The 19807-nt window shown below is 68.8% G+C and carries 20 protein-coding genes; 4 read left to right on the forward strand and 16 right to left on the reverse strand.

Annotation, left to right across the window (positions count from 1 at the left end; genetic code table 11):
* Nucleotides 1-6: 6 nt before the first annotated feature.
* From BLU77_RS11270 to BLU77_RS11285, 4 genes are all read right to left on the reverse strand, one after another.
* The gene (locus tag BLU77_RS11270) at nucleotides 7-891 is read right to left on the reverse strand and encodes a carbohydrate ABC transporter permease (RefSeq protein WP_089773264.1); all 885 of its coding nucleotides are present in this window, start codon (nucleotides 889-891) and stop codon (nucleotides 7-9) included.
* 9 nt (nucleotides 892-900) lie between these two features.
* On the reverse strand, nucleotides 901-1839 hold the full coding sequence (locus tag BLU77_RS11275) for a carbohydrate ABC transporter permease (protein WP_089775664.1): 939 nt from the start codon (nucleotides 1837-1839) through the stop codon (nucleotides 901-903).
* Between the two features lie 74 nt (nucleotides 1840-1913).
* The gene (locus tag BLU77_RS11280) at nucleotides 1914-3182 is read right to left on the reverse strand and encodes an ABC transporter substrate-binding protein (RefSeq protein WP_089773265.1); all 1269 of its coding nucleotides are present in this window, start codon (nucleotides 3180-3182) and stop codon (nucleotides 1914-1916) included.
* Between the two features lie 46 nt (nucleotides 3183-3228).
* Nucleotides 3229-5217 (reverse strand): glycoside hydrolase 5 family protein, encoded by a 1989-nt coding sequence (locus tag BLU77_RS11285; RefSeq protein WP_089773266.1) that lies wholly within the window; start codon nucleotides 5215-5217, stop codon nucleotides 3229-3231.
* A 112-nt stretch (nucleotides 5218-5329) separates the two neighbouring features.
* Here BLU77_RS11285 and BLU77_RS11290 point away from each other — a divergent pair, with 112 nt between their 5' ends.
* Nucleotides 5330-6361 carry a LacI family DNA-binding transcriptional regulator gene (locus BLU77_RS11290; protein ID WP_089773267.1) on the forward strand — a complete coding sequence of 344 codons (1032 nt, stop codon included), beginning with the start codon at nucleotides 5330-5332 and terminating at the stop codon, nucleotides 6359-6361.
* 44 nt (nucleotides 6362-6405) lie between these two features.
* Here BLU77_RS11290 and BLU77_RS11295 read toward each other — a convergent pair whose 3' ends face one another.
* Together BLU77_RS11295 and BLU77_RS11300 are read right to left on the reverse strand one after the other, a co-directional pair.
* The gene (locus BLU77_RS11295; protein WP_175477060.1) at nucleotides 6406-7158 is read right to left on the reverse strand and encodes a maleylpyruvate isomerase family mycothiol-dependent enzyme; all 753 of its coding nucleotides are present in this window, start codon (nucleotides 7156-7158) and stop codon (nucleotides 6406-6408) included.
* Nucleotides 7155-7808, reverse strand: a complete 654-nt coding sequence (locus tag BLU77_RS11300) for a pyridoxine/pyridoxamine 5'-phosphate oxidase (protein WP_089773269.1) — start codon at nucleotides 7806-7808, stop codon at nucleotides 7155-7157. The genes BLU77_RS11295 and BLU77_RS11300 overlap by 4 nt, the downstream gene beginning before the upstream one ends.
* A gap of 103 nt (nucleotides 7809-7911) precedes the next feature.
* Between BLU77_RS11300 and otnK the strand changes: the two genes are divergently transcribed.
* Together otnK and BLU77_RS11310 are read left to right on the forward strand one after the other, a co-directional pair.
* Nucleotides 7912-9165, forward strand: a complete 1254-nt coding sequence (otnK, locus tag BLU77_RS11305; protein WP_217632428.1) for a 3-oxo-tetronate kinase — start codon at nucleotides 7912-7914, stop codon at nucleotides 9163-9165.
* Entirely contained in the window at nucleotides 9165-9827 is a 663-nt protein-coding gene (locus BLU77_RS11310; protein WP_089773271.1) for a class II aldolase/adducin family protein, read from the forward strand. Before otnK ends, BLU77_RS11310 begins: the two co-directional genes overlap by 1 nt.
* A 185-nt stretch (nucleotides 9828-10012) precedes the next feature.
* On the opposite strand, the gene BLU77_RS11315 is transcribed toward BLU77_RS11310, so the two are convergent.
* From BLU77_RS11315 to BLU77_RS11350, 8 genes are all read right to left on the reverse strand, one after another.
* Nucleotides 10013-10711 carry a DUF4282 domain-containing protein gene (locus BLU77_RS11315; RefSeq protein WP_089773272.1) on the reverse strand — a complete coding sequence of 233 codons (699 nt, stop codon included), beginning with the start codon at nucleotides 10709-10711 and terminating at the stop codon, nucleotides 10013-10015.
* Between the two features lie 85 nt (nucleotides 10712-10796).
* The gene (locus tag BLU77_RS11320; RefSeq protein ID WP_089773273.1) at nucleotides 10797-11204 is read right to left on the reverse strand and encodes a heat shock protein transcriptional repressor HspR; all 408 of its coding nucleotides are present in this window, start codon (nucleotides 11202-11204) and stop codon (nucleotides 10797-10799) included.
* 6 nt (nucleotides 11205-11210) lie between these two features.
* Nucleotides 11211-12239, reverse strand: a complete 1029-nt coding sequence (locus BLU77_RS11325) for a DnaJ C-terminal domain-containing protein (RefSeq protein ID WP_089773274.1) — start codon at nucleotides 12237-12239, stop codon at nucleotides 11211-11213.
* A 73-nt stretch (nucleotides 12240-12312) separates the two neighbouring features.
* Nucleotides 12313-13005 carry a nucleotide exchange factor GrpE gene (locus BLU77_RS11330; RefSeq protein ID WP_089773275.1) on the reverse strand — a complete coding sequence of 231 codons (693 nt, stop codon included), beginning with the start codon at nucleotides 13003-13005 and terminating at the stop codon, nucleotides 12313-12315.
* Entirely contained in the window at nucleotides 13002-14873 is a 1872-nt protein-coding gene (gene dnaK / locus BLU77_RS11335; protein WP_089773276.1) for a molecular chaperone DnaK, read from the reverse strand. The genes BLU77_RS11330 and dnaK overlap by 4 nt, the downstream gene beginning before the upstream one ends.
* A 354-nt stretch (nucleotides 14874-15227) precedes the next feature.
* Nucleotides 15228-16055 (reverse strand): DUF6999 family protein, encoded by an 828-nt coding sequence (locus BLU77_RS11340; RefSeq protein WP_089773277.1) that lies wholly within the window; start codon nucleotides 16053-16055, stop codon nucleotides 15228-15230.
* A 2-nt stretch (nucleotides 16056-16057) separates the two neighbouring features.
* Nucleotides 16058-16762 (reverse strand): iron-containing redox enzyme family protein, encoded by a 705-nt coding sequence (locus BLU77_RS11345; RefSeq protein ID WP_089773278.1) that lies wholly within the window; start codon nucleotides 16760-16762, stop codon nucleotides 16058-16060.
* Nucleotides 16759-17889, reverse strand: coding sequence for a 3-oxoacyl-[acyl-carrier-protein] synthase III C-terminal domain-containing protein (locus BLU77_RS11350; RefSeq protein ID WP_089773279.1), 1131 nt, complete (start codon nucleotides 17887-17889; stop codon nucleotides 16759-16761). Before BLU77_RS11350 ends, BLU77_RS11345 begins: the two co-directional genes overlap by 4 nt.
* Before the next feature lie 86 nt (nucleotides 17890-17975).
* On the opposite strand from BLU77_RS11350, the gene BLU77_RS11355 reads away from it, so the two are divergent.
* Nucleotides 17976-18842 (forward strand): aminoglycoside phosphotransferase family protein, encoded by an 867-nt coding sequence (locus BLU77_RS11355; RefSeq protein ID WP_089773280.1) that lies wholly within the window; start codon nucleotides 17976-17978, stop codon nucleotides 18840-18842.
* Here the strand turns inward: BLU77_RS11355 and BLU77_RS11360 are convergent.
* Both BLU77_RS11360 and BLU77_RS11365 read right to left on the reverse strand, forming a co-directional pair.
* Nucleotides 18839-19222 carry a hypothetical protein gene (locus BLU77_RS11360; RefSeq protein WP_089773281.1) on the reverse strand — a complete coding sequence of 128 codons (384 nt, stop codon included), beginning with the start codon at nucleotides 19220-19222 and terminating at the stop codon, nucleotides 18839-18841. The two genes, BLU77_RS11355 and BLU77_RS11360, sit on opposite strands and share 4 nt — an antisense overlap.
* Nucleotides 19210-19761: an LLM class flavin-dependent oxidoreductase gene (locus BLU77_RS11365; RefSeq protein ID WP_175477061.1), complete on the reverse strand. Its 552-nt coding sequence runs from the start codon at nucleotides 19759-19761 to the stop codon at nucleotides 19210-19212. Before BLU77_RS11365 ends, BLU77_RS11360 begins: the two co-directional genes overlap by 13 nt.
* Nucleotides 19762-19807: the final 46 nt, after the last annotated feature.

The raw sequence follows: 19807 nt of genomic DNA on the forward strand, positions 1-19807 counted from the left end.
GGATGGTCAGCTCTTGACGGCGCCCTGGACGAGCGCCTCCTCCATACGGCGAGAGAGCAGTATGTAGGCGACGTAGACGGGGACGAGGGTGATCAACGTCCCCGCCGCGAGCACGCCGTACTCGGTATTGGTCTGGGACACCAGCGTCGGCAGCGCGACCTGGATGGTCCGCACCCGGGGGTCCGGGCCGCCGAGGATGAGAGTGAAGAGGTACTCGTTCCAGAAGTTCAGCATGTTCAGGATCGCGATGGTCGCGACGCCGGGCATGGCGATCGGGAGGAAGATGTGCCACAGCACCGCCCACCTGTTCGCCCCGTCGAGCGTGGCCGATTCCTCGAGCTCGGCCGGGACAGTTCGCATGAACTGCGTGAGCAGGATGACCGAGAGCGGGAGCGCCGTGGCGGGCATGAACAGGATGAGGAAGCCCCTGGTCTGGAACATCCCGATCGCGATCGCGAGCAGCACGGTCGGGATCAGCGCGGCGAACCCGGGGATCAGGAAGCCCAGGCTGAACAGACGCTCGATCGCAGTGCCGAGGCGTCCTCGCGCACGGGCCAGACCGTATGCGGCGGGGATCGCCAGGGCCAGACTGAGCACGAGGGACGATCCGGTGATGAGGAGCGAGTTCGACAGTGCGGTACCGAGCTGAGCACGCGACCACGCCGCGACGAAGTTGCTGAAGCCGAACGACTCCGGGAGGGCGAACGGGTTGGCGAAGATCTCCAGGTTGGGTTTGAAGGCTGAGACGAGCAGGTAGTAGAGCGGGATGACCAGCAGCAGCGCATACGCCCAGGTGAGGACGTGCGCCGGCAGCAGCGCGAGCCCGCGGGTTGATCGTCGGGCCCCGCCCCGCGCCAGGCGGGGTCGGTTCGGGCTTGTGTGGATTGCCATCTCGAACTCCTAGTAGTTCTGCCGGAACAGGCGTCGGATGCCGAGGAGACTGAACACACCCACAGCGAAGAGGATCACGCCGACTGCCTGGCTGTATCCGACCTGCGACTGGACGAAGGCCTTCTCGTAGACCAGGAAGGACAACGTCGTCGACGAACTCCCCGGTCCGCCATTGGTCAGCAGCAGGACCACACCGGCCGAGGCGAACGCGTTCCAGAGGAACTGCAGCATCGTCAGGACCCCGAAGTAGTCCTTGATCACCGGGTAGGCGATCCGCCACATCCGCTTCCAGTGCCCGCAGCCGTCGAGCTCGGCCGCCTCGTAGATCTCGGGCGACACCGACGCCAGACGTGCCGAGAACAGCACCGCCGTGTACCCGATCCCGGACCAGAGAGAGACGGCGATGATCGTGAACAGCGCCGTGTCAGGGTTGGCCAACCACGGTGTTGCGAGGGAGCCCAACCCGATCGCCTCAAGCGTGATGTTGACCATGCCGGTGGGCTGGAAGATCGCGTAGAAGACCGTCCCCATCGCTGAGAGTGAGATGAGGGCCGGTGTGAACAGCACCACGCGCAGCACCCGGTGGCCCGTCGGCTTGAGCGTCAGGTAATAGCCCAGCATGAACGCTGGTGGGATCATCAGCGGCAGCACCAAGCCGACCTGGACGGCGGTGTTCCGCACCGCGGTGTGAAAGACCGTATCGGTCAGTACGGTGCGGAAGTTCGCCAGTCCGGCCCAGGACGGCTCGGCGAGCAGCCCGCGCCAGGACAGTACGCTGATCACGAAGATCGCCACCATCGGACCGATGGTGAAGACCACGTACCACGCCACGGACGGTGCAGCGAAGGCGGCGACCACACCGTTCTCGGTGCGATGCCGGCGGCGCAGCCCGTCGCGCCGAGCACCCCCGCGCACCGGACTGGTGCGCGGGGTGGTCGATGCAGTCATCGTCGTCCCTTCTGAGTCGAGGTCCGAGCCGGGCTGAGCGTGCTCAGCCCGGCTCATCCCCTGGGCCGATCCAGTCATCCGACGGTCGCGTAGGCGGCGTCGATCTCGGCGCAGACGGCATCGGCGTCGTAGTCCGGGCTGTATGCCAGAGAGGTGGCCCGGATCATCGGGTCAGCAACCGCTCCCGGCACGGCCGTGTCCGGCATGACGGCGAACTCGACCCGGTCGTCGAGCTCCGACACCGCCTGCTGCAGCATCGGGTCGGTGACCTCGGCGTCCTCGGCGTTCGTCGACGCGGGCACCATATTGGCGGAACTAACGAAGTCCTCCACAGACTCCGGTGCATAGAGCAGCTGGACGAACTGCTCAACCAGCTCGATCTTCTCGGCGCCGTTCTCGCTCACCATCACACCACTCCCGGTGGAACCCTGCATGGCGGTCGGCTGTGTGTAGGCGCCGCCCTCGGGGTTCGGGAATCCGCTGAGCGTGGTAGCCGACCCAATCTCCTCGGGGAGATCTCCGAACGCCCAGGAACCGGCGGACATGATGGCTGCGTTCCCGGTGTAGTACTCGGTGTTCATCGCGTCGGCGGAGTACCCCTGGGCGTCGTCGATGAAGACGCCGGCGTCGCGCAGCTCGGTGAAGAGCTCCACCCCTCGGAAGATCTCCGCGTTCTCGCAGAATCCGCCGTTGCTGAACACCTCGCGCGCCACCTCGGGTTCGGCGTAGGCCTGGACGATCTGCAGGAACAGCTTCTGGCCGGACCAGTCGTTGCCGCCGATCGTCATCGGTGCGATCCCGGCATCCCGCAGCTGTCCGGCAGCGGTAATCAGCTCGTCCGTGGTGGTCGGGATCTCCTCCACGCCCGCCTCGGCGAGCAGGTCGGTGTTGTACCAGACCGGCCAGGTGAATCCCGAGTACGGCAGACCCACCAGCTCGCCCGAGCTGTCCCGCCACTCCTCCACGGCCTCCGGCCGGATCGTCTCGTCCAGGCCCCACTCGGTGAGGTAGTCCTCGGCCGGCACGACAGCACCGTTGGAGACCCAGTCGACCACCTTCTCCACGTAGTTCCCGATCACGATGTCGGCCTGGTTGCCGGCCGCGACCGAGGTCTCGTACACGTCGGACATGGACTCACCGGTGTCGAGCCAGCGCACGGAAACGCCGGTCTCCTCGGTGAACTGGTCGAAGACGCGCTGCAGGGCGTCGCCCTCGTTGGTGCCGCGCGTCCAGACGGTCTGGACCACGAGCTCGTTCTCGTTCGGTTCTGCGTCGTTGCACGCGGCGAGCGGGATCATCAAGGCGGCCGCCACTGCGGCCGCTGCGATCTTCGTGTGTTTCATGATGTGCCTCCTTGCACGGGAAGGGATTTCATCGGGGGAGCAACCGCTACGGCGTAGCGGTCGAGGTAAGCACCGGCGGGGTGCCGGTGCTCATGCTGGGTCGGCGCTCCAGGATCTGGACGCCGTACGGGGGTAGCCGCAGCTCCGTGACGGGGGCCGAGGAGTCGTACAACTCGGCGCCGTCCACCTCGGGGTGCACGGTGAGCTCGTCCTCGGACTGGCTGAGGAACCAGGTGAGCCGACGGCCGTCCTCGTGATCGAGCTCGCCGACGATGACGCGGGGATCGTCCACGCGCACGGCCGGGCGGGTCCCGCTCTCGGCGGCCAGAGCCGCGTAGAGGCGCCAGGTGGGTTCCGGGTTCACGAAGGGCGTCTCGGCCGCCATGTATTCGAGGGGGTAGGTGCTGAGCACCATCGCCCCGGTGCCAGTGCGGTGCCGCAGGAGTGCGGGCCGTCCATGGGCGTCCTCGGCGATCACCTCGGCACCGTCCGGTTCCACCGGGAGGAAGGCGCGGGAGTGGACGTTCCCGGCCACAGCGAAGGTGAGCTCCTCCCCGGCCGCGATCCCGCCGAAGTCACGCAGGAAGACCAGGCGGAGCTCGTCGTCGGTGATCGGTTCGGGGATCCCGTAGCGCGACTGCCGGCGGACGCCGAACGTCTGATCGACGTTCGGCCACCAGGAGCCTCGCTGGGTGGGGTGCGCTCCCTGGAAGTAGGAGCAGTAGACCGTGGCACCGTCTCGGGCCAGCGCACGCAATGTCGACCAGGTGGGTGCGGTGAGCTGCTTCGCCGACGGGAGCAGATAGAGACCGCAGTCCGTGGGGAGTCCGTCGGCCTCGCGGGCTACCCCAACGGCCAGGTCGGCCTCCCGGGCGGCCACGTAGGCCTGCCGGCAGACGTCGAACACCGTGGTGGCGTCCTCGGGTTGGGTGAACGGGTACTGGGCCTCCAGGAAGGACGAGACCACGAGAGCGATGTCGGAGTCCGGGCGAGAGGTGCGGGCGAGTCCGAGGTGCTCCACCGAACGGGCGAAGTCACGCATCTCGAGCGCTTGGGGCTTGGGGCGACCCGACGAGTCGAACAGCCCGAAGTGCATCTCGAACGGGTGGTGTGAGTACGGTTCGACGTTCTCGAGGGCGTCGTAGTCGGTGTTGTTCCAGGCGAGCCAGCCGGCGGCACCCGCCAACAGGGTGTGGTGCAGGATCTGGCGGTAGTAGTGCCCCGCGTGCTCCTCGCTCACGTAGTCGCTGGTGAGGCCGAACTCCTCCATCACCACGGGCCGTCCGTCGATGTCGAGCAGCTCGCAGATGAAGGCCGCGCCCAGGTTCTGCCGCACCTGATCGGTCTCCATCCGGTAGACGTGCGGGCCGAGGAAGTCGGAGAGCTCGGCCATCTCCCGGACGCGGAAGCCGTTGTCGCGCCCGGTGATCTCCACGCCCCAGGCGCCGTCACCGACGGAGACGGGCTGGTGGCCACCACCGGCGCGCACCGCGTCGATGAGGATCTGGGCCCAACTGCGAACCTGCTCAGCGTCGAGCGTCCCGATCCCGCGGGACTTCCAGTCGCCATAGATCGGGATCTCGTTGGTGAGCAACCACGCGGCCACGGCCGGGTGCTCGGCGAACCTGGCCGTCAGCTCTCGGACGTACCATGCCTGCCGCGCCACGAACCAGACATCACCGAATATGTCGCGGCCTCCGCGCCAGGCCGGGTCCCAGTTCTGACCCGACATGTGGCCCACCAGGAAGGTGGGGATCGTTGACATCCCCAACTGCTCATGCAGGTCCAGGAAGTGCTGGTAGCGCGCCAGCATCTCCTCGTCGAGGGTGTCCGGCGTGGGCATGAAGTCCGGCCAGTAGAAAAAGCTCCGGGTCACGGTCATCCCGTGATCACGCAGGCTCGTCAACTCCTCCAGGACGATCTCGCGATCGTAGTCGCGCCACATCCGCGGCCCTCCGGCACGCGACCAGTAGTTCACGCCGATCCAGGTCTGCGGGTCACCGTTCACGTGCAGCTTCGCAGCGTTGCGATTCATGGATGTCTCTCCGTCGAAATGGTTACGGGAACGTTCTACCTCAACTGTGACAGCGAATGCAAGAGGTTCAGTGGAACGTTCTCGTAGGCGCCTGGACTGCTAGATTGATTCCATGGCCAGCCAACGACGGACCACGATCCACGACGTCGCTGCGCTGGCCGGTGTCTCCCGATCGGCCGTATCCAAGGCGATGAACGGGCAAGAGGGCCTTGCGCCAGGCACTCGGAAGAAGATCCTGGCGGCGGCCGCCACCTTGGACTGGTCCCCCTCACCGGCGGCCAGCACACTTCGAGGCAGCCGGTCACGCTCCGTGGGTCTGGTGATCTCCCGAGGTCCAGACCTGCTCGCCGCGGACGCCTTCTTCGCCGTGCTGATCGCCGGGGCGGAGTCGGTGCTGGCACCGCGCCGCTACGGCCTCCAGCTGCACCTGCTGAGCACCGCCCAGAGCGCCGAGAGTGAGACCTATCGCCAGCTCACCCGGGACCGACGCGTGGACGGGTTCATCCTGACCGAGTCGCGGATCCGCGATGCCCGGTTCGAACTGCTCCGCGAACTCGGCGCGCCGTTCGTGCTGATTGGCGAGCCCTGGCAGGACGATCGCGTGGAGCACATCCTGGTCAGTGATGCGATGGCCGGGATGCGCGATCTCGCCCAGCACCTGGTTCAGGCTGGCCATCGACGCATCCTCTACGTCGGCGGCCCGGAAGACCTCGTGCACACGTTGCGTCGGCGCGAGGCGTTCGCACGGGCGCTCGAGGATGCAGGCGGACCGCTCCCGCGCGTAGTCTCAGCCGCGTTCGACGCGAAGGACGCCCGGCGAGCGACCAGGGAGGCTTTGGCGGTCCCGGAACGCCCGACGGTGATCGTGTACGGGAACGACACCATGGCCATCGCAGGTGCCGGCGAGGCTCAGCGCCTAGGCTTCCGCGTTCCGGAGGACGTCGCGGTGGTCGGATACGACAACCTCCCGATGGGAGAGTGGGTCTACCCCACCATCACCACCGTCGCCCAGGATCTGCACGCCATCGGCGCCGCGGCTGCGGCGGCCCTGCTCCGGGAGCTGGGAGACACCTCGGTGGAGATACCGCCGGTCGCGCCGTCCACTCTGGTCATCCGCGAGTCGACGACGCTCGACCGCGCCTGACATCCCGTGCCGCGAACCACCCAGCCAGATGACCAGGCGATCGGTCAAGCCGATGGCAGGGCAGAAGGCCACGGGCCGAGCTCGGGAAGCTCGACCGGGTCCTCCCCCTGGGTGGCGACCGGCGGTTCGGTGAGTTCTCGCCCGGCCAGCCATGCGGTCAGCGAGACCAGGGACCCGGAGATCAGCACGGGTGCGTCCCCGTCGCCGGCCACCGTGTAGCTGAACCGCTCCTGCGGCACGTCGAGCACGAACTCCGGCCCGTCGGGAAGGCGCACGGAGAGGAAGTCGATCAGGTGCTCGGCCAGGGCCGGCGACCACTCCTCCTCGGCCCGTGCGCCGGCATCCAGGTCGACCAGGTGCACACAGGTCTCGCGCCACCACGCCAGCGCCACGTCGGCCACGGCCCCGCCACGGAAGGTGACGGGTTCCTCCCAGAGGGAGTCCTCGGCGTCGGGCCAGCTCGCGTGATGCCGGTCGCGCAAGGTGCGCAACGCCGTCAGGTGCTCGGCCTGGGTGCGTTGCGCGCCCGCTTCCACCGCCTCCTGCAGAGCCGCCTGTCCGCCGTCGATGAAGGGCACCTGCCGCCTCCTGGCCGCGGCCTCGACCTGCCGCACGAGCGCCTGCCCGACCACGTCCACGTGCGCCAGCAGGTGCCCGCGAGTCCAGCCGGGCAATGGGCACGCCTGGCCGACCTGCTCGGGAGTGAGCCCGGCGAGCGCGGCGATCGTCCGGTCCAGGGCCTGCTCGGCCTCCGCCGCGGCCAGCAGGTGGTTGCCGGCCGGATCGATCGGTGTCATGGCCACACCAGTCCCTTCTCCCATCCGCCCTCGCAGCGGGTGTAGCGCAGGCGGACCTGCCCGCCTTCGGCGAGCGCGGCCCAGAACTCCACGGTATGGGCCTCGACGGCATAGCAACGCCAGGTGTCCGGCGCTTGGTCGGGGTGATTCTCGACGGCGGTGAGCGCCTCCGCGTAGGCGTGGTCGTAGGTCTCCAGCGAGTCGAGCGGGTCGCTCTGGTGCCCGGTGCGGGCGGCCGCGCGGGACCCGGCGGGCCGGGCCAGGTAGTCGGCCGCCGCTGCCTCGTCGCCGAGGTCGCTGACCGAGCCGGTCACGCGAACCTGGCGGCCGAGGGCAGACCAGAAGGAGGCGAGAGCTGCCTGCGGGTTCTCGGTGAGGTCGCGAGCCTTCGGGCTCTCGGCGCTGGTGGCGATCACCCAGGACCCCTCGGTGATGTCCTTGAGGATCAGGGTGCGCGCGCTCACCGCACCCTGCCGGTCGGCGGTGGCCAGAGTGACGGCGTGCGGGGCGGGGACGCCTGCGGCGGCCGCCTCCTCGATCCAACGCAGGTGAAGGGTGGTCGGGTCGGCCGGCGCCCCGGCAACGTCGAGGCCGGCGACCTGGTCGCGCTCGAAGGTGGGCAACGATCGCAGCCAGGCACGCACATCCATGCACCGATCATGGCACTGGGCGCGCCGCCCGGGGCGACCTCGACGCAGGAGCACGGATGTGGCATCGTTCCCAGGAGGACGCACTCATCCAGGGAGACTCATGGTGACCTACGGCGGAATCGCCGACGACTTCACCGGCGCGACTGATCTCGCGGCCGCCTGGCGCTCCCGGGGGCTGCGCACCGCCGTCGTGCTCGGACTGCCCGAGAACGCGACCGACCTGGACGGCCTCGCCGATCACGACGCAGTGGTCATCGCACTGAAGATCCGCACCGCCCCGGTCGCCGAGGCCGTCGACGTGACCCGCCGCGCTGCCACGATCCTGCGGGGCCTCGGCGCCGCCCAGCTCTACAGCAAGTACTGCTCCACCTTCGACTCCACCCCGACCGGGAACATCGGCCCGGTCCTGGACGCCCTCGGCGAGGGCGACTCCACCGGTCAGGCGAGGGGCGCCGTCGTGGTGGTGCCGGCGTTCCCCGCGGCTGGCCGCACCGTCTATCAGGGGCACCTGTTCGTGGGCGAGCAGCTGCTCGAGCACAGCCCGATGCGGCACCACCCACTCACCCCGATGACCAGGTCGCACCTGCCCACCCTGCTCGAGCCGCAGACCGCCCGCCCTGTGGGTCTGGTGCCCTGGGCCACCGTGCAGGCCGGTGCGGGCGCGGTGCGGTCCGAGCTGGACCGCCTGGGCGCCGACGACGTCCGGTACGCCGTGGTCGATGCACTCACCGAGGAAGACCTCACAACGATCGCCGCCGCCACCGAAGAGGACTCACTCGTCTCCGGCGGGTCCGGCCTGGCCGCGGGTCTGGCACGGCGGGCGGAGCAGCCCACGGCCATCCCCGCGGTGCCAGGGCGTCGTGCCGTGCTGGCCGGCAGCGCCTCAGCGGCCACCCGTGGACAGGTGGCCGAGGCTCGGGCGCACCTGCCGCACCAGCGCCTGAACCTGGACGCCCTGCGTGCGGACCTGACCGGCGAGGTGGAGTGGCTGCGTGCCTGGGCGAGGGAGTGCTGGCAGTCCGAGCCCGACCGGCCGGTGCTCGTGTACGCGGTCGGGGACCTGACCGACGTCGAGGACGATCCAGGCGCCGCGGCGCTGGTGGAGGAGGCCCTGGCGCGCTGTGCCGTAGCTTTCACCGCTGACGGCGCACGCCAGCTTGTGCTCGCCGGCGGAGAGACCTCCGGTGCCGTGGCGACCGCACTCGGCGTGCCCGCACTCACCCTCGGCGCGCCGCTCGGCCCCGGGTTGGCATGGGCGCACGGGGTCGATCGCGACGGCACTGATCTGAACCTGGTGCTCAAGTCGGGCAACTTCGGCACACCCACTCTCTTCGTCGATGCCTGGGAGGCGCTGTGATGAACCTCGGGACAACGCCGGCCCGCGAGCTTGCCTCCGCCGGGATCGAACTCACGGAGGCCGGTTTGAGCCCGGGATCCTCCGGCAACGCGAGCGTGCGCATCGGCGCCGAGATGTGGATCAGCCCGAGCGGGGTGCGCCTCGGCAGGCTCGACCCCGAGAAGATGTCCCGCATCTCCCTGGACGCCGACACGTGGGGCGAGCACGTCGGCGGGCCGCGACCGTCCAAGGAGGTGCCGCTGCACCTGGCGATGTACCGGCGCGAGGCATCCACCACCTGCGTGGTGCACCTGCACTCCCCCGCCTGCGTGGCTCTGGCCTGCCTGCCGCCGGATTCTGCGACAAACGCACTCGCCCCGCTCACCCCGTACCCGGTGATGCGGCTCGGGCAGGTTCCCCTGGTGCCCTATGCCGCACCAGGGAACCCGGCCCAGGCTGAGCACGTGGCCGCCCTGGACCTGCCGTTCCGCGCTGCCCTGCTGGGCAACCACGGATCACTGGTGGCCGGAGAAGACGTGCGGACCGCCGTCGAGCGGACCCTGGAGCTGGAAGACGCCGCCCAGCTGGACGTGGCCACCCGACACCTGCCCGACCGCGTGGTGCTCGACCGGGACCAGATCGCCGAGCTGGTGCACACCTACGGCTCCCCCTGGACCTTCTGACCCTCGCGAGCGCCACCTGCCCCCTCGCAAACCCACCCTGCCCCAGGCGAGCGCAACCCTGTGCGGCGGATGCTCGCTGGAAAGCCGCACAGGGTTGCGCTCGCCGGAGATGGCGGCGGGACAGGCTGACATGGCGGACCGGGCACGGCCAGCAATGATCACCCGACCTACCGGTCGAGCGATGTTCAGTCGCGGTCGGCGAGTACCGACGTGTTCTGCGCGGTCTTGATGGTGGCAACGGTGAACTCCAGGCCCACCCGCACGGCCACCAGGAAGAGCGCCGGCGGGATCCATCCGAACAGGATCGCCAGAACGCCGAAGATGACGGTGCCGCCTCCACCGCCGCCGTAAGCGGACATGGCCGACCCCATGCTGGCCATCCCGAAACCACTGAGGATCAGGCCGAGCCACCAGAGGATCGCGATGATCAGGGCGATGATGAAGATGACCTTCGCGAACGTCAGCGTGACGTACCGGGAGAACGTGAAGTCGAAGAAGGCGCTGAAGAAGCCGTTCCCCTCGCGCTGCTGTGGGTACTGGCCGGGCCCTGCCTGCGGGTAGCCGGGCTGCTGGCCATACCCTCCCGGAGGGGGTGGGCCGCCCGGTTGCTGACCGTAGGCAGGTGGCGGGGCCTGCGGTGGTGGTCCAGGCTGTTGACCCGAGGCACCACCGTAGGAGGGGGTACCCGGCGGCGGCGGTTGCTGACCAGACGCCCCACCGAACGACGGCGTGCCCGGCGGCGGTGGCTGTTGACCCGACTCCCCACCGAACGAGGGCGTGCCCGGCGGCGGCACGGAACCCGGCGGCGGCCCTGCGGGCTGGGGCGGCTGCGGGTTCTGGTTCTGGTCGTTCGGGCCACCGGGTGGCGGCGGGGAATAGGACACAGTGACCTCCAGGAGACAACACGCCCCAACAGGCGCTGCCCCGACCCTAGCGACCTCGCCACGCGGGAGCGAGGAGCAACGCGGATCAGCGGTGCGGCCGCCAGACCACGAGCGCGCTCGACTGCTCCGCGCGCCGCAGACGGGTGCCCAGGGGCACCGCCACGACATCTCCTGCGGCATCGGCGGTGAACACCCGGCGGGAGAGGCCCGCGCGCTCGCGCAGGCGGGCAATCTCCACCTCGAGCCGCTCGTTCTCGGAGGCGAGCTCAAGGATCCGTTTGATGCCGGCGAGGTTGATGCCCTCTTCCTGGGAGAGTCGCTGCACCTCGCGCAGCACATCAACGTCTCGCTCGGAGTAGCGCCGGCCCTGGCCGCGAGCGCGGCGGGGCACCACCAGGCCGAGCCGGTCGTACTGGCGCAGCGTCTGCGGGTGCATCCCGGCGCGCTCGGCGGCCATCGAGATCAGGAAGATCGGTGCGTCATAGGCCGCCATCTGCGCTCACGCCTTCGCTGACGCAGCCAGATGGGCGCGAGGATCGGTGCCGTCACTGGCCTCGGCAAATGCAGCGAGCGCCTCACTTGCGGCCTTGCTCAGGTTGCGCGGCACCGCCACCTCGATGGTGACGATCAGGTCGCCGGTGCCGGACTTCGTGTCCACGCCACGACCCTTGGCTCGTAGGCGCGTCCCGGACTGGGTCCCTGGCGGAACTTTGAGGCGCACCTCGTCTCCGGACAGGGTCGGTACCGCGATCGTGGCCCCGTACACCGCCTCCGGGAAGGTCACCGGCACGGTCATGGTGAGATTCTTGCCATTCATGGCGAAGACCGGGTGCGGCTCCACGTTCACCGTGACGATCAGGTCACCGGCCGGGCCGCCACTGGGGCTCGGCTGCCCCTTCCCGGAGAGCCTGATCTTCTGCCCGTCCCGCACTCCGGCCGGGATTCGTACGGTCATGGTGCGTGAGCCGTCCAGGGTGAGCGAGACGGTGGCCCCCTCGACGGCGGACCGGAACGGCAAGGAAGCGGAGGTCGTGATGTCGCCCCCCTTGGCGGGGGCGTTCCGGGAGAATCCAGCCGGTCCGCCCGGCCCAGCGCCGCCGAACAGCCCGCCGAGCAGGTCCTCGAACCCGCCCCCGGGCATCCCGCCGGGCGCACCGCCGGTGCTGTACCGCACGCGCGCACCCCCGGGGCCGGCCTGACCGGGCGCGCCACCGAACATGCCACCGAACAGGTCCTCGAACCCACCGGCACCAGCGGCGCCACCCGGACCGGAGGCGAACCGGGGTCCGCCTCCGGCCATGGCACGCAGCCCGTCGTACTGCTTGCGCTGCTCAGGATCGGAGAGCACCCCGTAGGCCTCGCCGATCTCCTTGAACTTCTGCTCCGCCTTGGCATCGCCCGGATTCTGGTCCGGGTGCCAGGTGCGGGCCAGCTTGCGGTAGGCCTTCTTGATCGCGGCGGCGTCGGCGTCCTTGGGCACGCCCAGCGTCGCGTAGAAATCCTTCTCCAACCAGTCCTGCCCGGTCATCGCGCCACACCTCCTTCGATCATCTTGCCTCGTGTCTCCGCGCTGGTCCCGCCCAGCGAAGCAGTTGCGTGCATCACTGCGGGCCGGTCACCGCCACGCGGGCCGGACGCACCACACGCTCGCCCACCCGGTAGCCGGGCTGGAGTACCTGGGAGACCGTCTCGGACTCGACCTCCTCGCTCGCCGAGTGCATGAGCGCCTCGTGCACGTTCGGGTCGAACTCCTCACCTGCGGCGCCGTATCGCTCCACCTCGAAGCGGGTGGTCAGCGTGGACTCGAGCTTCTCCGCCACGGCAGCCAGCGGGCCCTCGAGCCCGCCGTGCGCACGGGCGGCGTCGATGTCGTCGAGCACCGGGACGAGTGCCTCGACCACGGACTCCACGCCTCGGCCCTTCTCGGCCTGAGCCTCTGCCCGGGAGCGCTTCACGAACTGGTTGAAGCGCTGGTCGAGGTTGTACAGGTCCGCCTTGGCGCGGGCGAGCTGGTCCTGCAGGTCGCCGGCCTGGGCCTGGGCCTCGGCCAGCGGGTCCTGAGTACCGTCGGCCCCCTCAGCAGCCCCGGCGGGGGCGACGTCGGGGATCTCTGCGGCTCCGCCGTCGGACTCCTGACCAGGCAACGTGCTCGCGGAGCCGGCACGCTCGGCGGCGGCGGTGGCCGCCTCCTCAGCGGCGGCCACCTCCTCCGGCGTACGGAGCTCACCGGTCTGCGGGTTCAGCCGCCGCTTGTCGCGGATGACCGGCTGCTCGTCAGATCCGGAATCGCTCACTTCTTCTCATCCTCGTCCACGATCTCGGCGTCCACGATGTCCTCGTCGTCCGCGGCCGAGTCACCCTCGGCGCCGGTGTCCGCTGCACCCTCAGACGCGCCCTCAGCAGGCGCCTCCTGCTGGGCGTAGAGCGCCTGGCCGACCTTCTGGCTGGACTCGCTGAGCTTGGTCTGGGCGGCCTTGATGGCCTCCAGGTCCTCGCCCTCCAGCGCGGCCTTGAGGGCGTCCACATCGGCGCGCACCTCGGAGGAGACGTCCTCGGGCAACTTCTCGGAGTTGTCGTTCAGCAGCTTCTCGGTCGAGTAGGCGAACTGCTCCGCCGAGTTGCGGGTGTCGGCCTCCTCGCGGCGCTGGGCGTCCTCAGCGGCGTGCGCCTCGGCCTCCTTGATCATCCGGTCGATCTCGTCCTTGTCGAGGGCGGATCCGCCGGTGATCGTCATCGACTGCTCCTGGCCGGTACCCCGGTCCTTGGCGTTGACGTGCACGATGCCGTTGGCGTCGATGTCGAAGGTGACCTCGACCTGCGGCATCCCCCGGGGGGCCGGGGCGATACCGGTGAGCTCGAAGGTGCCGAGCGGCTTGTTGTCCCGCGCGAACTCACGCTCACCCTGGAACACCTGGATCAGCACGCTGGGCTGGTTGTCCTCTGCGGTGGAGAACACCTCGCTGCGCTTGGTCGGGATCGCGGTGTTGCGCTCGATCAGCTTGGTCATCACGCCGCCCTTGGTCTCGATGCCGAGGGAGAGCGGGGTGACGTCGATCAGCAGCACGTCGGTGCGCTCACCCTGGAGCACGCCGGCCTGCAGCGCGGCGCCGACGGCGACGACCTCGTCCGGGTTGACGCCCTTGTTGGGCTCCTTGCCGCCGGTGAGCTCCTTGACGACCTCGGTCACGGCGGGCATCCGGGTGGAGCCACCCACGAGCACGACGTGGTCGATCTCGGAGATGGAGATCCCGGCGTCCTTGATCACGTTGTGGAACGGGGTCTTGGTGCGGTCCAGCAGGTCCGAGGTCATCTGCTCGAACTGGGCGCGGGTGAGGCGCTCGTCGAGATGGATCGGGCCGTTCTCGCTCATCGACAGGTACTGCAGCGAGATGTTGGTGGAGGTGGCCGAGGACAGTTCCTTCTTGGCCTGCTCGGCAGCCTCACGCAGACGCTGCAGGGCGATCTTGTCCTTGGACAGGTCCACACCGCTGCTGTTCTGCACCTGCTTGACCAGCCAGTCCACGATGCGCTGGTCCCAGTCGTCACCACCGAGGCGGTTGTCACCGTTGGTGGCGCGCACCTGGATCGTGGAGAAGTCGTCCTCGTCCTTGCCCACCTCGAGCAGGGAGACGTCGAAGGTACCGCCACCGAGGTCGAAGACCAGGATGAGCTCGTCCTCCTTGCCCTTCTCCAGGCCGTAGGCGAGAGCGGCGGCGGTCGGCTCGTTGATGATGCGCGAGACGTTCAGCCCGGCCACCTGACCGGCGTCCTTGGTGGCCTGACGCTCGGCGTCGTTGAAGTAGGCGGGCACGGTGATGACAGCGTCAGTGACGGACTCACCGAGGTAGGACTCGGCGTCCTTCTTCAGTTTGCCGAGCACGCGGGCGGAGATCTCCTGCGCACCATAGGTCTTGTCGTCGATCTCCGTCTTCCAGTCGGTGCCCATGTGGCGCTTGACGGAGGTGATGGTGCGATCCACGTTGGTGACGGCCTGCCGCTTGGCGACCTCACCCACGAGAACCTCACCGGTCTTGGAGAAGGCCACCACCGACGGCGTCGTGCGGGCGCCCTCAGCGTTGGCGATGACGGTGGGCTCGCCACCTTCGAGAACCGTCACCACGGAGTTCGTGGTGCCGAGGTCAATACCAACGGCTCGTGCCATGTGTCTGCTGCTCCTTCCGCTCCGGCGTGCGCCGGAAGCGACTAGTTGAGTCTTCCGCACTCAAGTGTGGGACGGTCCGATCCGAAGATCAAATCGAGTCGGCCAAACTTGAGTCTGTACGGCTCAACTATGGGGAGTAGGCATCTATTCCGTGACCGGCTCCACTCGTTCGCAAGGGGCGCGTACGCGTTGCAAGATCGCCGATCCGCGACGACGCGACCCCACCAGGGCAGGGCGTTCGCTCTGCGAGGACTAGCGACAGTGATGCAGTGCCGCGAACCCCCACGCTGTCAGACGCTGTGTCTATGCAGGACACGGCCGCACCATGTCCGTCCTCGCCCGATGGTGGCCAGGTCAGGACTCACCGTCGGCGGTCGAAACCAAGTGCGCGTGCGCGTACTCGCACACCAGCGCGTGCCGGTAGACCAGTTGCGGCACGTCCACGTTCGTGTCCATCCACAGGCTCAGCCCGCCCATCTTCCAGTGCCGATACGTCTCGTCCTTGGTGAGTACGGCGAGGATCTCTAGGAAGGAGTCGTCGAAGCGCAGCGAGTGGATCGCGCGCCGGAACTCCTCCAGGCTGAGCGCGATGCAGAACGGGATATTCATCAGGCACAGGGCCGTCTGGATGTCGAGGCGCATCAGCCGCGGGTGCCGGCGCTCCGGGTCCAGCTCCGGCACGTCGAGCTGGGAGAAGTCCAGACGGTCCGGTGCTTCGACGTCCACGCCCTCCAGCGCGATGAGCACGTCGTAGACGTTGATGTCGTGCTCGACCACCGCGTTCTCACCCAGGCCGGCCAGCGTCGTCGGGCGCAGCGTGACCGGTTCGATATCGGCCGGAGTGTTGCGGATGATGAAGTTCACCAGGTTGGTCTCCACCACGAAGTGCCGGATCAACAGTTCCACGGCATCGGGGGCGACGAACCGGCGCAGGAACCACAGGCATAGCGCGTCCATTGTGCGCAGCGACATCCAACGCCCGGGGAACAGGCGCTTCACGGTCGAGAGCACGGCCACCAGCAGCCGCGAGACGATCCGGGCGACCGGGTAGAGCCAGCGCCGGGAGACGCGCCGCTGGTCTTTGATGATCATCCGCACCAGCGGCTTCTCGAGCGGGATGGAGGGGTCGGCGTAGATCGCCTCCCACATGCTGGGGTCGGACTTCACGAACTCTGGTGGCATGGTCAGATCTCGTCCAGCTCGGTGAGTTGCATGGCGTACAGCCGGGCGACCACCCGGGCACAGGAGACGATCGCGTCGGCAGCCTCATCGTCGATCGCCCCGGAGGTGAGGATGGCGTCGAGCTTTCCGGTGTGCTCCGCGTCGGCCTCCTGGTGATAGGTCATGAAGTGGACCTGATTGTCCGCCAGGCCCAGCACATCCTGGAACTGCTGCGCCCACGCCGCCGCCTTCTGCGCCCCGAGCCCTTCGATGATGAACATCGCGCCGAGGCACCCGACCGGGTTCGGCTGGCTCGCCTGATGGAACATGTAGCCCGAGAGCGCCTGCGAGCCGATGTTCTTCCGCCCGGCCCGCAGCGCCTCAAGCGACCCACCCACGGCCACGTAGTCCCGTTCCAGCAGCAGGTGGTCGCGGTGCTCCTCCAACGCGTGGGAGATCGCAGCCGAACGCAGCTCGAAGTGGTCCATGTCGAAGTTCGAGGCAGCCCGCGCGATCCACAGCGAACCGTCCACCACCTGCTGGCGCAGGTTGTGCAGCAGACGCTGGTAATCCGCCACGGTCACCTCGCCATCGGCGAGCGCCCGCAGGATCGGCACCTCAGCCAACCGGGTCTCGAACTCGGTCCAGACGTCGGCCAGGCGAGCCAGGAGACTGATCTGCTCCGGCTCCGGCGGGCGATAGCCCTCCACGGTCTCGGCGGTGGTCATCGGTTGCTCCTTCGGGGTTCAACGACGGTCAGGTGGGCAAATCCGAACGAGAACCGGCCGGACTCGGGGACTGCGAGCAGGATCGTCTCTCCCGCGGAGAACCTCCCGGTACGCCAGGCCTCCTCCAGGGCGATGAAGATGCTGGCAGCGCCAGTGTTGCCGCAGGTCTCGAGGTTGGAGAACCAGCGGTTCGTGTCCAGTCCGGGGACCCGTCTGCTGAGGGCATCGAAGACGACGTCCCGGAAGGCATTGGTGCTGTAGTGGCAGATCACGTGGTCGAGCTTTGTCAGATCCACCAAGCCGCGATCCACCAATTCCTCGAACTGTGCCAGCCCAGCCGCCGCGAGCTCATCGAGCACCTTCGTCTCCTGCCGGATCTGCAGCAGCCCCGCCTTCTCCGCCGTGGCCACGTCGGCATAGTCCTGCCACGTACTCCCCGCGACCGCGGAAGGCCCGTCGAGGCCGGCACGCATGCACACCTCGTGCTCGTGCGCGAGCGAGACCTGGCGCACCCAGTCCACCCGGAGCGAGGGCCGGTCCGGACGAGGCTGGAACTCCACGATCGCAGCACCTGCGCCGTCGGAGAGCATCCACCGGAGGAAGTGTGCGTCCAGATGGTCGGTGACGCCGTCGAATCGCCGCTGGTGCAACCAGCGGCTGGCCAGCTCCGAGCCCACGACGGCGGCCCGTGGGTGTTCCCCGAGCCTCACCTTGCTCACGGCTGCGTCGAGTGCGGCGATGCTGGAGGCACACACACCGGCGGCGGTGAGTACCTGCATCGGGCCGCCGCCGAGGCGGCCGTGCACCATCGAGGCGAAGCCGGGGACGAGCAGGTCACCCTGGGTGGTGGCGCAGGCGAGCATGCCCAGGTCGGTGGCGGCGATACCGCGATCGCTGAGTGCGTCCTCGATCGCGTGGACGGCGAGCTCCTCGTTCAGCTCGGTAGTGCGCCCCTCGGTGTCCATCGCGTAGTACCGCTGCCGGATGCCGTTGGCGCTCTGGATGCGCGTGCGGATCCGCTCGGTGCGCCTGTCGACGCCGCCGAGTCGGCTGGCGACCTGGTCGTTGGAGACCGGTTCGCCGGGCAGGTACCGGCCGAGTCCGGTCAGATATGCGGTCGCTGGCATGGGCTCATTCAGCCACAACCTGTTGCACTGTGGCGACAGGCACGCCCTCGCCTGTGGACAGGGCCCTGCTCGGATACCGTCAATCGATGCGCGACCACCCCCTGGCCCGGCTCACTTCCGCGCAACGCGCCCTGCTGGCAGCCTGGCTTCCCGGGCTCACGATCCTCGCGGACCTCAGTTGGGAGCTGGTCGAGACCACCGTGCTCCACGCTTCCACAGCGGACGGCACGCAGGTGGTCATCAAGGCAGGTGGACCGTCGGATCATCACATCGAGCGAGAGATCCGAGCCCACCGGCAGTGGACGACGCCATGGACGGCAACAGGTCACGCATCCCGCCTCCTGCACGGCGACAGTGAGGCGAAGCTCCTCGTCACCACCTACCTCACTGGCCGCCTCGTTCTCGAGACTCCCGATGAGGACGATCCCGAGGTCTACCGTCTGGCCGGAGAGCTACTGACCGCTTTCCACGGCCAGGCCGAACTGATCGACCACGACTGGGAGCGGCGGGAGAATGCCAAGAGCCTGGCCTGGCTGGACCGACCACACCGGGTCGATCCGGCCCATGAGGCAGTTCTCCGCCTAGCGATCGCCACCTGGCCGACACCATCGGCAACCCTCGTACCGACGCACGGGGACTGGCAGCCGCGCAACTGGCTGATCGATGGCACCGAGGTCCGCGTGATCGACTTCGGTCGCGCCGCATGGCGCCCGGCCTCCACCGATCTCGCGCGGCTGGCTGCCCGGAACTTCAGCTGGGACCCGGCGCTCGAGCACGCCTTCTTCTCAGGCTATGGCACGGACCCGCGGGAGCCCGAGTCGTGGCTCCGGTGCCGGGTGCGGGAGGCGATCGGCACGGCGGCCTGGGCGTACCAGGTCGGCGACCGAGGGTTCGAGGCCGAGGGCCATCACATGATCGAGAGGGTTGTCCCACTGCTCCACGAGATGGGCTAGCGGCCGAGCACCGCCATCACCCGCTCCATCGTCGCCGTCGCCGGCTCGCGCACGACGTAGCGGGTGATACCCAGATCCCGAGCCTGCCGATGGAGCTGTGCGGCCATCTCGTCGAGGGTGCCGATCAGGAGGAACGGAGCCTGGGCAAGGTCGTCCACTGACGAACCAGGCAGTCGGTCGACGAGCTCGGCGAGCACCGCCCGGCGATCATCAGTCTCCGTAACCACCTGCACCAGTGCCTCGACCTCCGGCACTGTCCCGGCATGGTCCTGCTCCGCCCGGATGATCGCCAGCTGCCGGGCGAGCCGTTCGGCACTCCAGCGCACGTCATGCCGATGCCCATCCGGGAGGGTCCGGCCGAGGCCGCTCAGGCCGACCACGTCGGCAGTTCGAGCAGCCAGCCGGAGCAGGTCCGAATGCCCACCCCGACGGCGATACTCACCCTGCCGGCATCAGGTAGCCCCTCGAGGGCAGCGCCCTCGAGCGTGAGATACCGGCCCTGAGACGAGACACGCTCGCCGCCGAGCAGCCGCTCCACGGCATCCACGAACTCGGCAAGGCGACCGATGCGATCGGCAGGTGAGGGACGCCGTCGGCCGCTCACCTCCCACTCACCGAAGGTGTGCCCGGCACCCAGGCCGAGAATCACCCGGCCCGGCGCCAGCGCGTCAAGAGTTGCAGCATCGGTGGCCACCTGCAGCGGGTCGCGGACCCCTGTCTGCAGCACGCAGGTACCGAGCCGCAGGGTCGAGGTGACGGCGGCCGCCGCACCGAGCGCGGGCCAGGGTGATGGCCCGGCACCCGGGTGGTCACCCATCAGCAACGCCGTGAATCCGGCCGACTCCAGCCGGCGTGCGAGGGTGAGCCAGGACTCCAGGTCCCGCGGCTCGGCCTGGACACTGATGCTGATGCGCGTCACAGGTGGATCGTGACACGGCCGAGCGGCACGCGCGAGGGGCGCCCCA

It is taken from the genome of Ruania alba, assembly GCF_900105765.1.
Lineage (GTDB): Bacteria > Actinomycetota > Actinomycetes > Actinomycetales > Beutenbergiaceae > Ruania > Ruania alba.

Coding starts and splice junctions, on each gene's coding strand:
- BLU77_RS11270 (WP_089773264.1), bottom strand. CDS start 891: ATGGCAATCCACACAAGCCCGAACCGACCCCGCCTGGCGCGGGGCGGG.
- BLU77_RS11275 (WP_089775664.1), bottom strand. CDS start 1,839: ATGACTGCATCGACCACCCCGCGCACCAGTCCGGTGCGCGGGGGTGCT.
- BLU77_RS11280 (WP_089773265.1), bottom strand. CDS start 3,182: ATGAAACACACGAAGATCGCAGCGGCCGCAGTGGCGGCCGCCTTGATG.
- BLU77_RS11285 (WP_089773266.1), bottom strand. CDS start 5,217: ATGAATCGCAACGCTGCGAAGCTGCACGTGAACGGTGACCCGCAGACC.
- BLU77_RS11290 (WP_089773267.1), top strand. CDS start 5,330: ATGGCCAGCCAACGACGGACCACGATCCACGACGTCGCTGCGCTGGCC.
- BLU77_RS11295 (WP_175477060.1), bottom strand. CDS start 7,158: ATGACACCGATCGATCCGGCCGGCAACCACCTGCTGGCCGCGGCGGAG.
- BLU77_RS11300 (WP_089773269.1), bottom strand. CDS start 7,808: ATGGATGTGCGTGCCTGGCTGCGATCGTTGCCCACCTTCGAGCGCGAC.
- BLU77_RS11310 (WP_089773271.1), top strand. CDS start 9,165: ATGAACCTCGGGACAACGCCGGCCCGCGAGCTTGCCTCCGCCGGGATC.
- BLU77_RS11320 (WP_089773273.1), bottom strand. CDS start 11,204: ATGGCGGCCTATGACGCACCGATCTTCCTGATCTCGATGGCCGCCGAG.
- BLU77_RS11325 (WP_089773274.1), bottom strand. CDS start 12,239: ATGACCGGGCAGGACTGGTTGGAGAAGGATTTCTACGCGACGCTGGGC.
- dnaK (WP_089773276.1), bottom strand. CDS start 14,873: ATGGCACGAGCCGTTGGTATTGACCTCGGCACCACGAACTCCGTGGTG.
- BLU77_RS11340 (WP_089773277.1), bottom strand. CDS start 16,055: ATGCCACCAGAGTTCGTGAAGTCCGACCCCAGCATGTGGGAGGCGATC.
- BLU77_RS11345 (WP_089773278.1), bottom strand. CDS start 16,762: ATGACCACCGCCGAGACCGTGGAGGGCTATCGCCCGCCGGAGCCGGAG.
- BLU77_RS11350 (WP_089773279.1), bottom strand. CDS start 17,889: ATGCCAGCGACCGCATATCTGACCGGACTCGGCCGGTACCTGCCCGGC.
- BLU77_RS11355 (WP_089773280.1), top strand. CDS start 17,976: ATGCGCGACCACCCCCTGGCCCGGCTCACTTCCGCGCAACGCGCCCTG.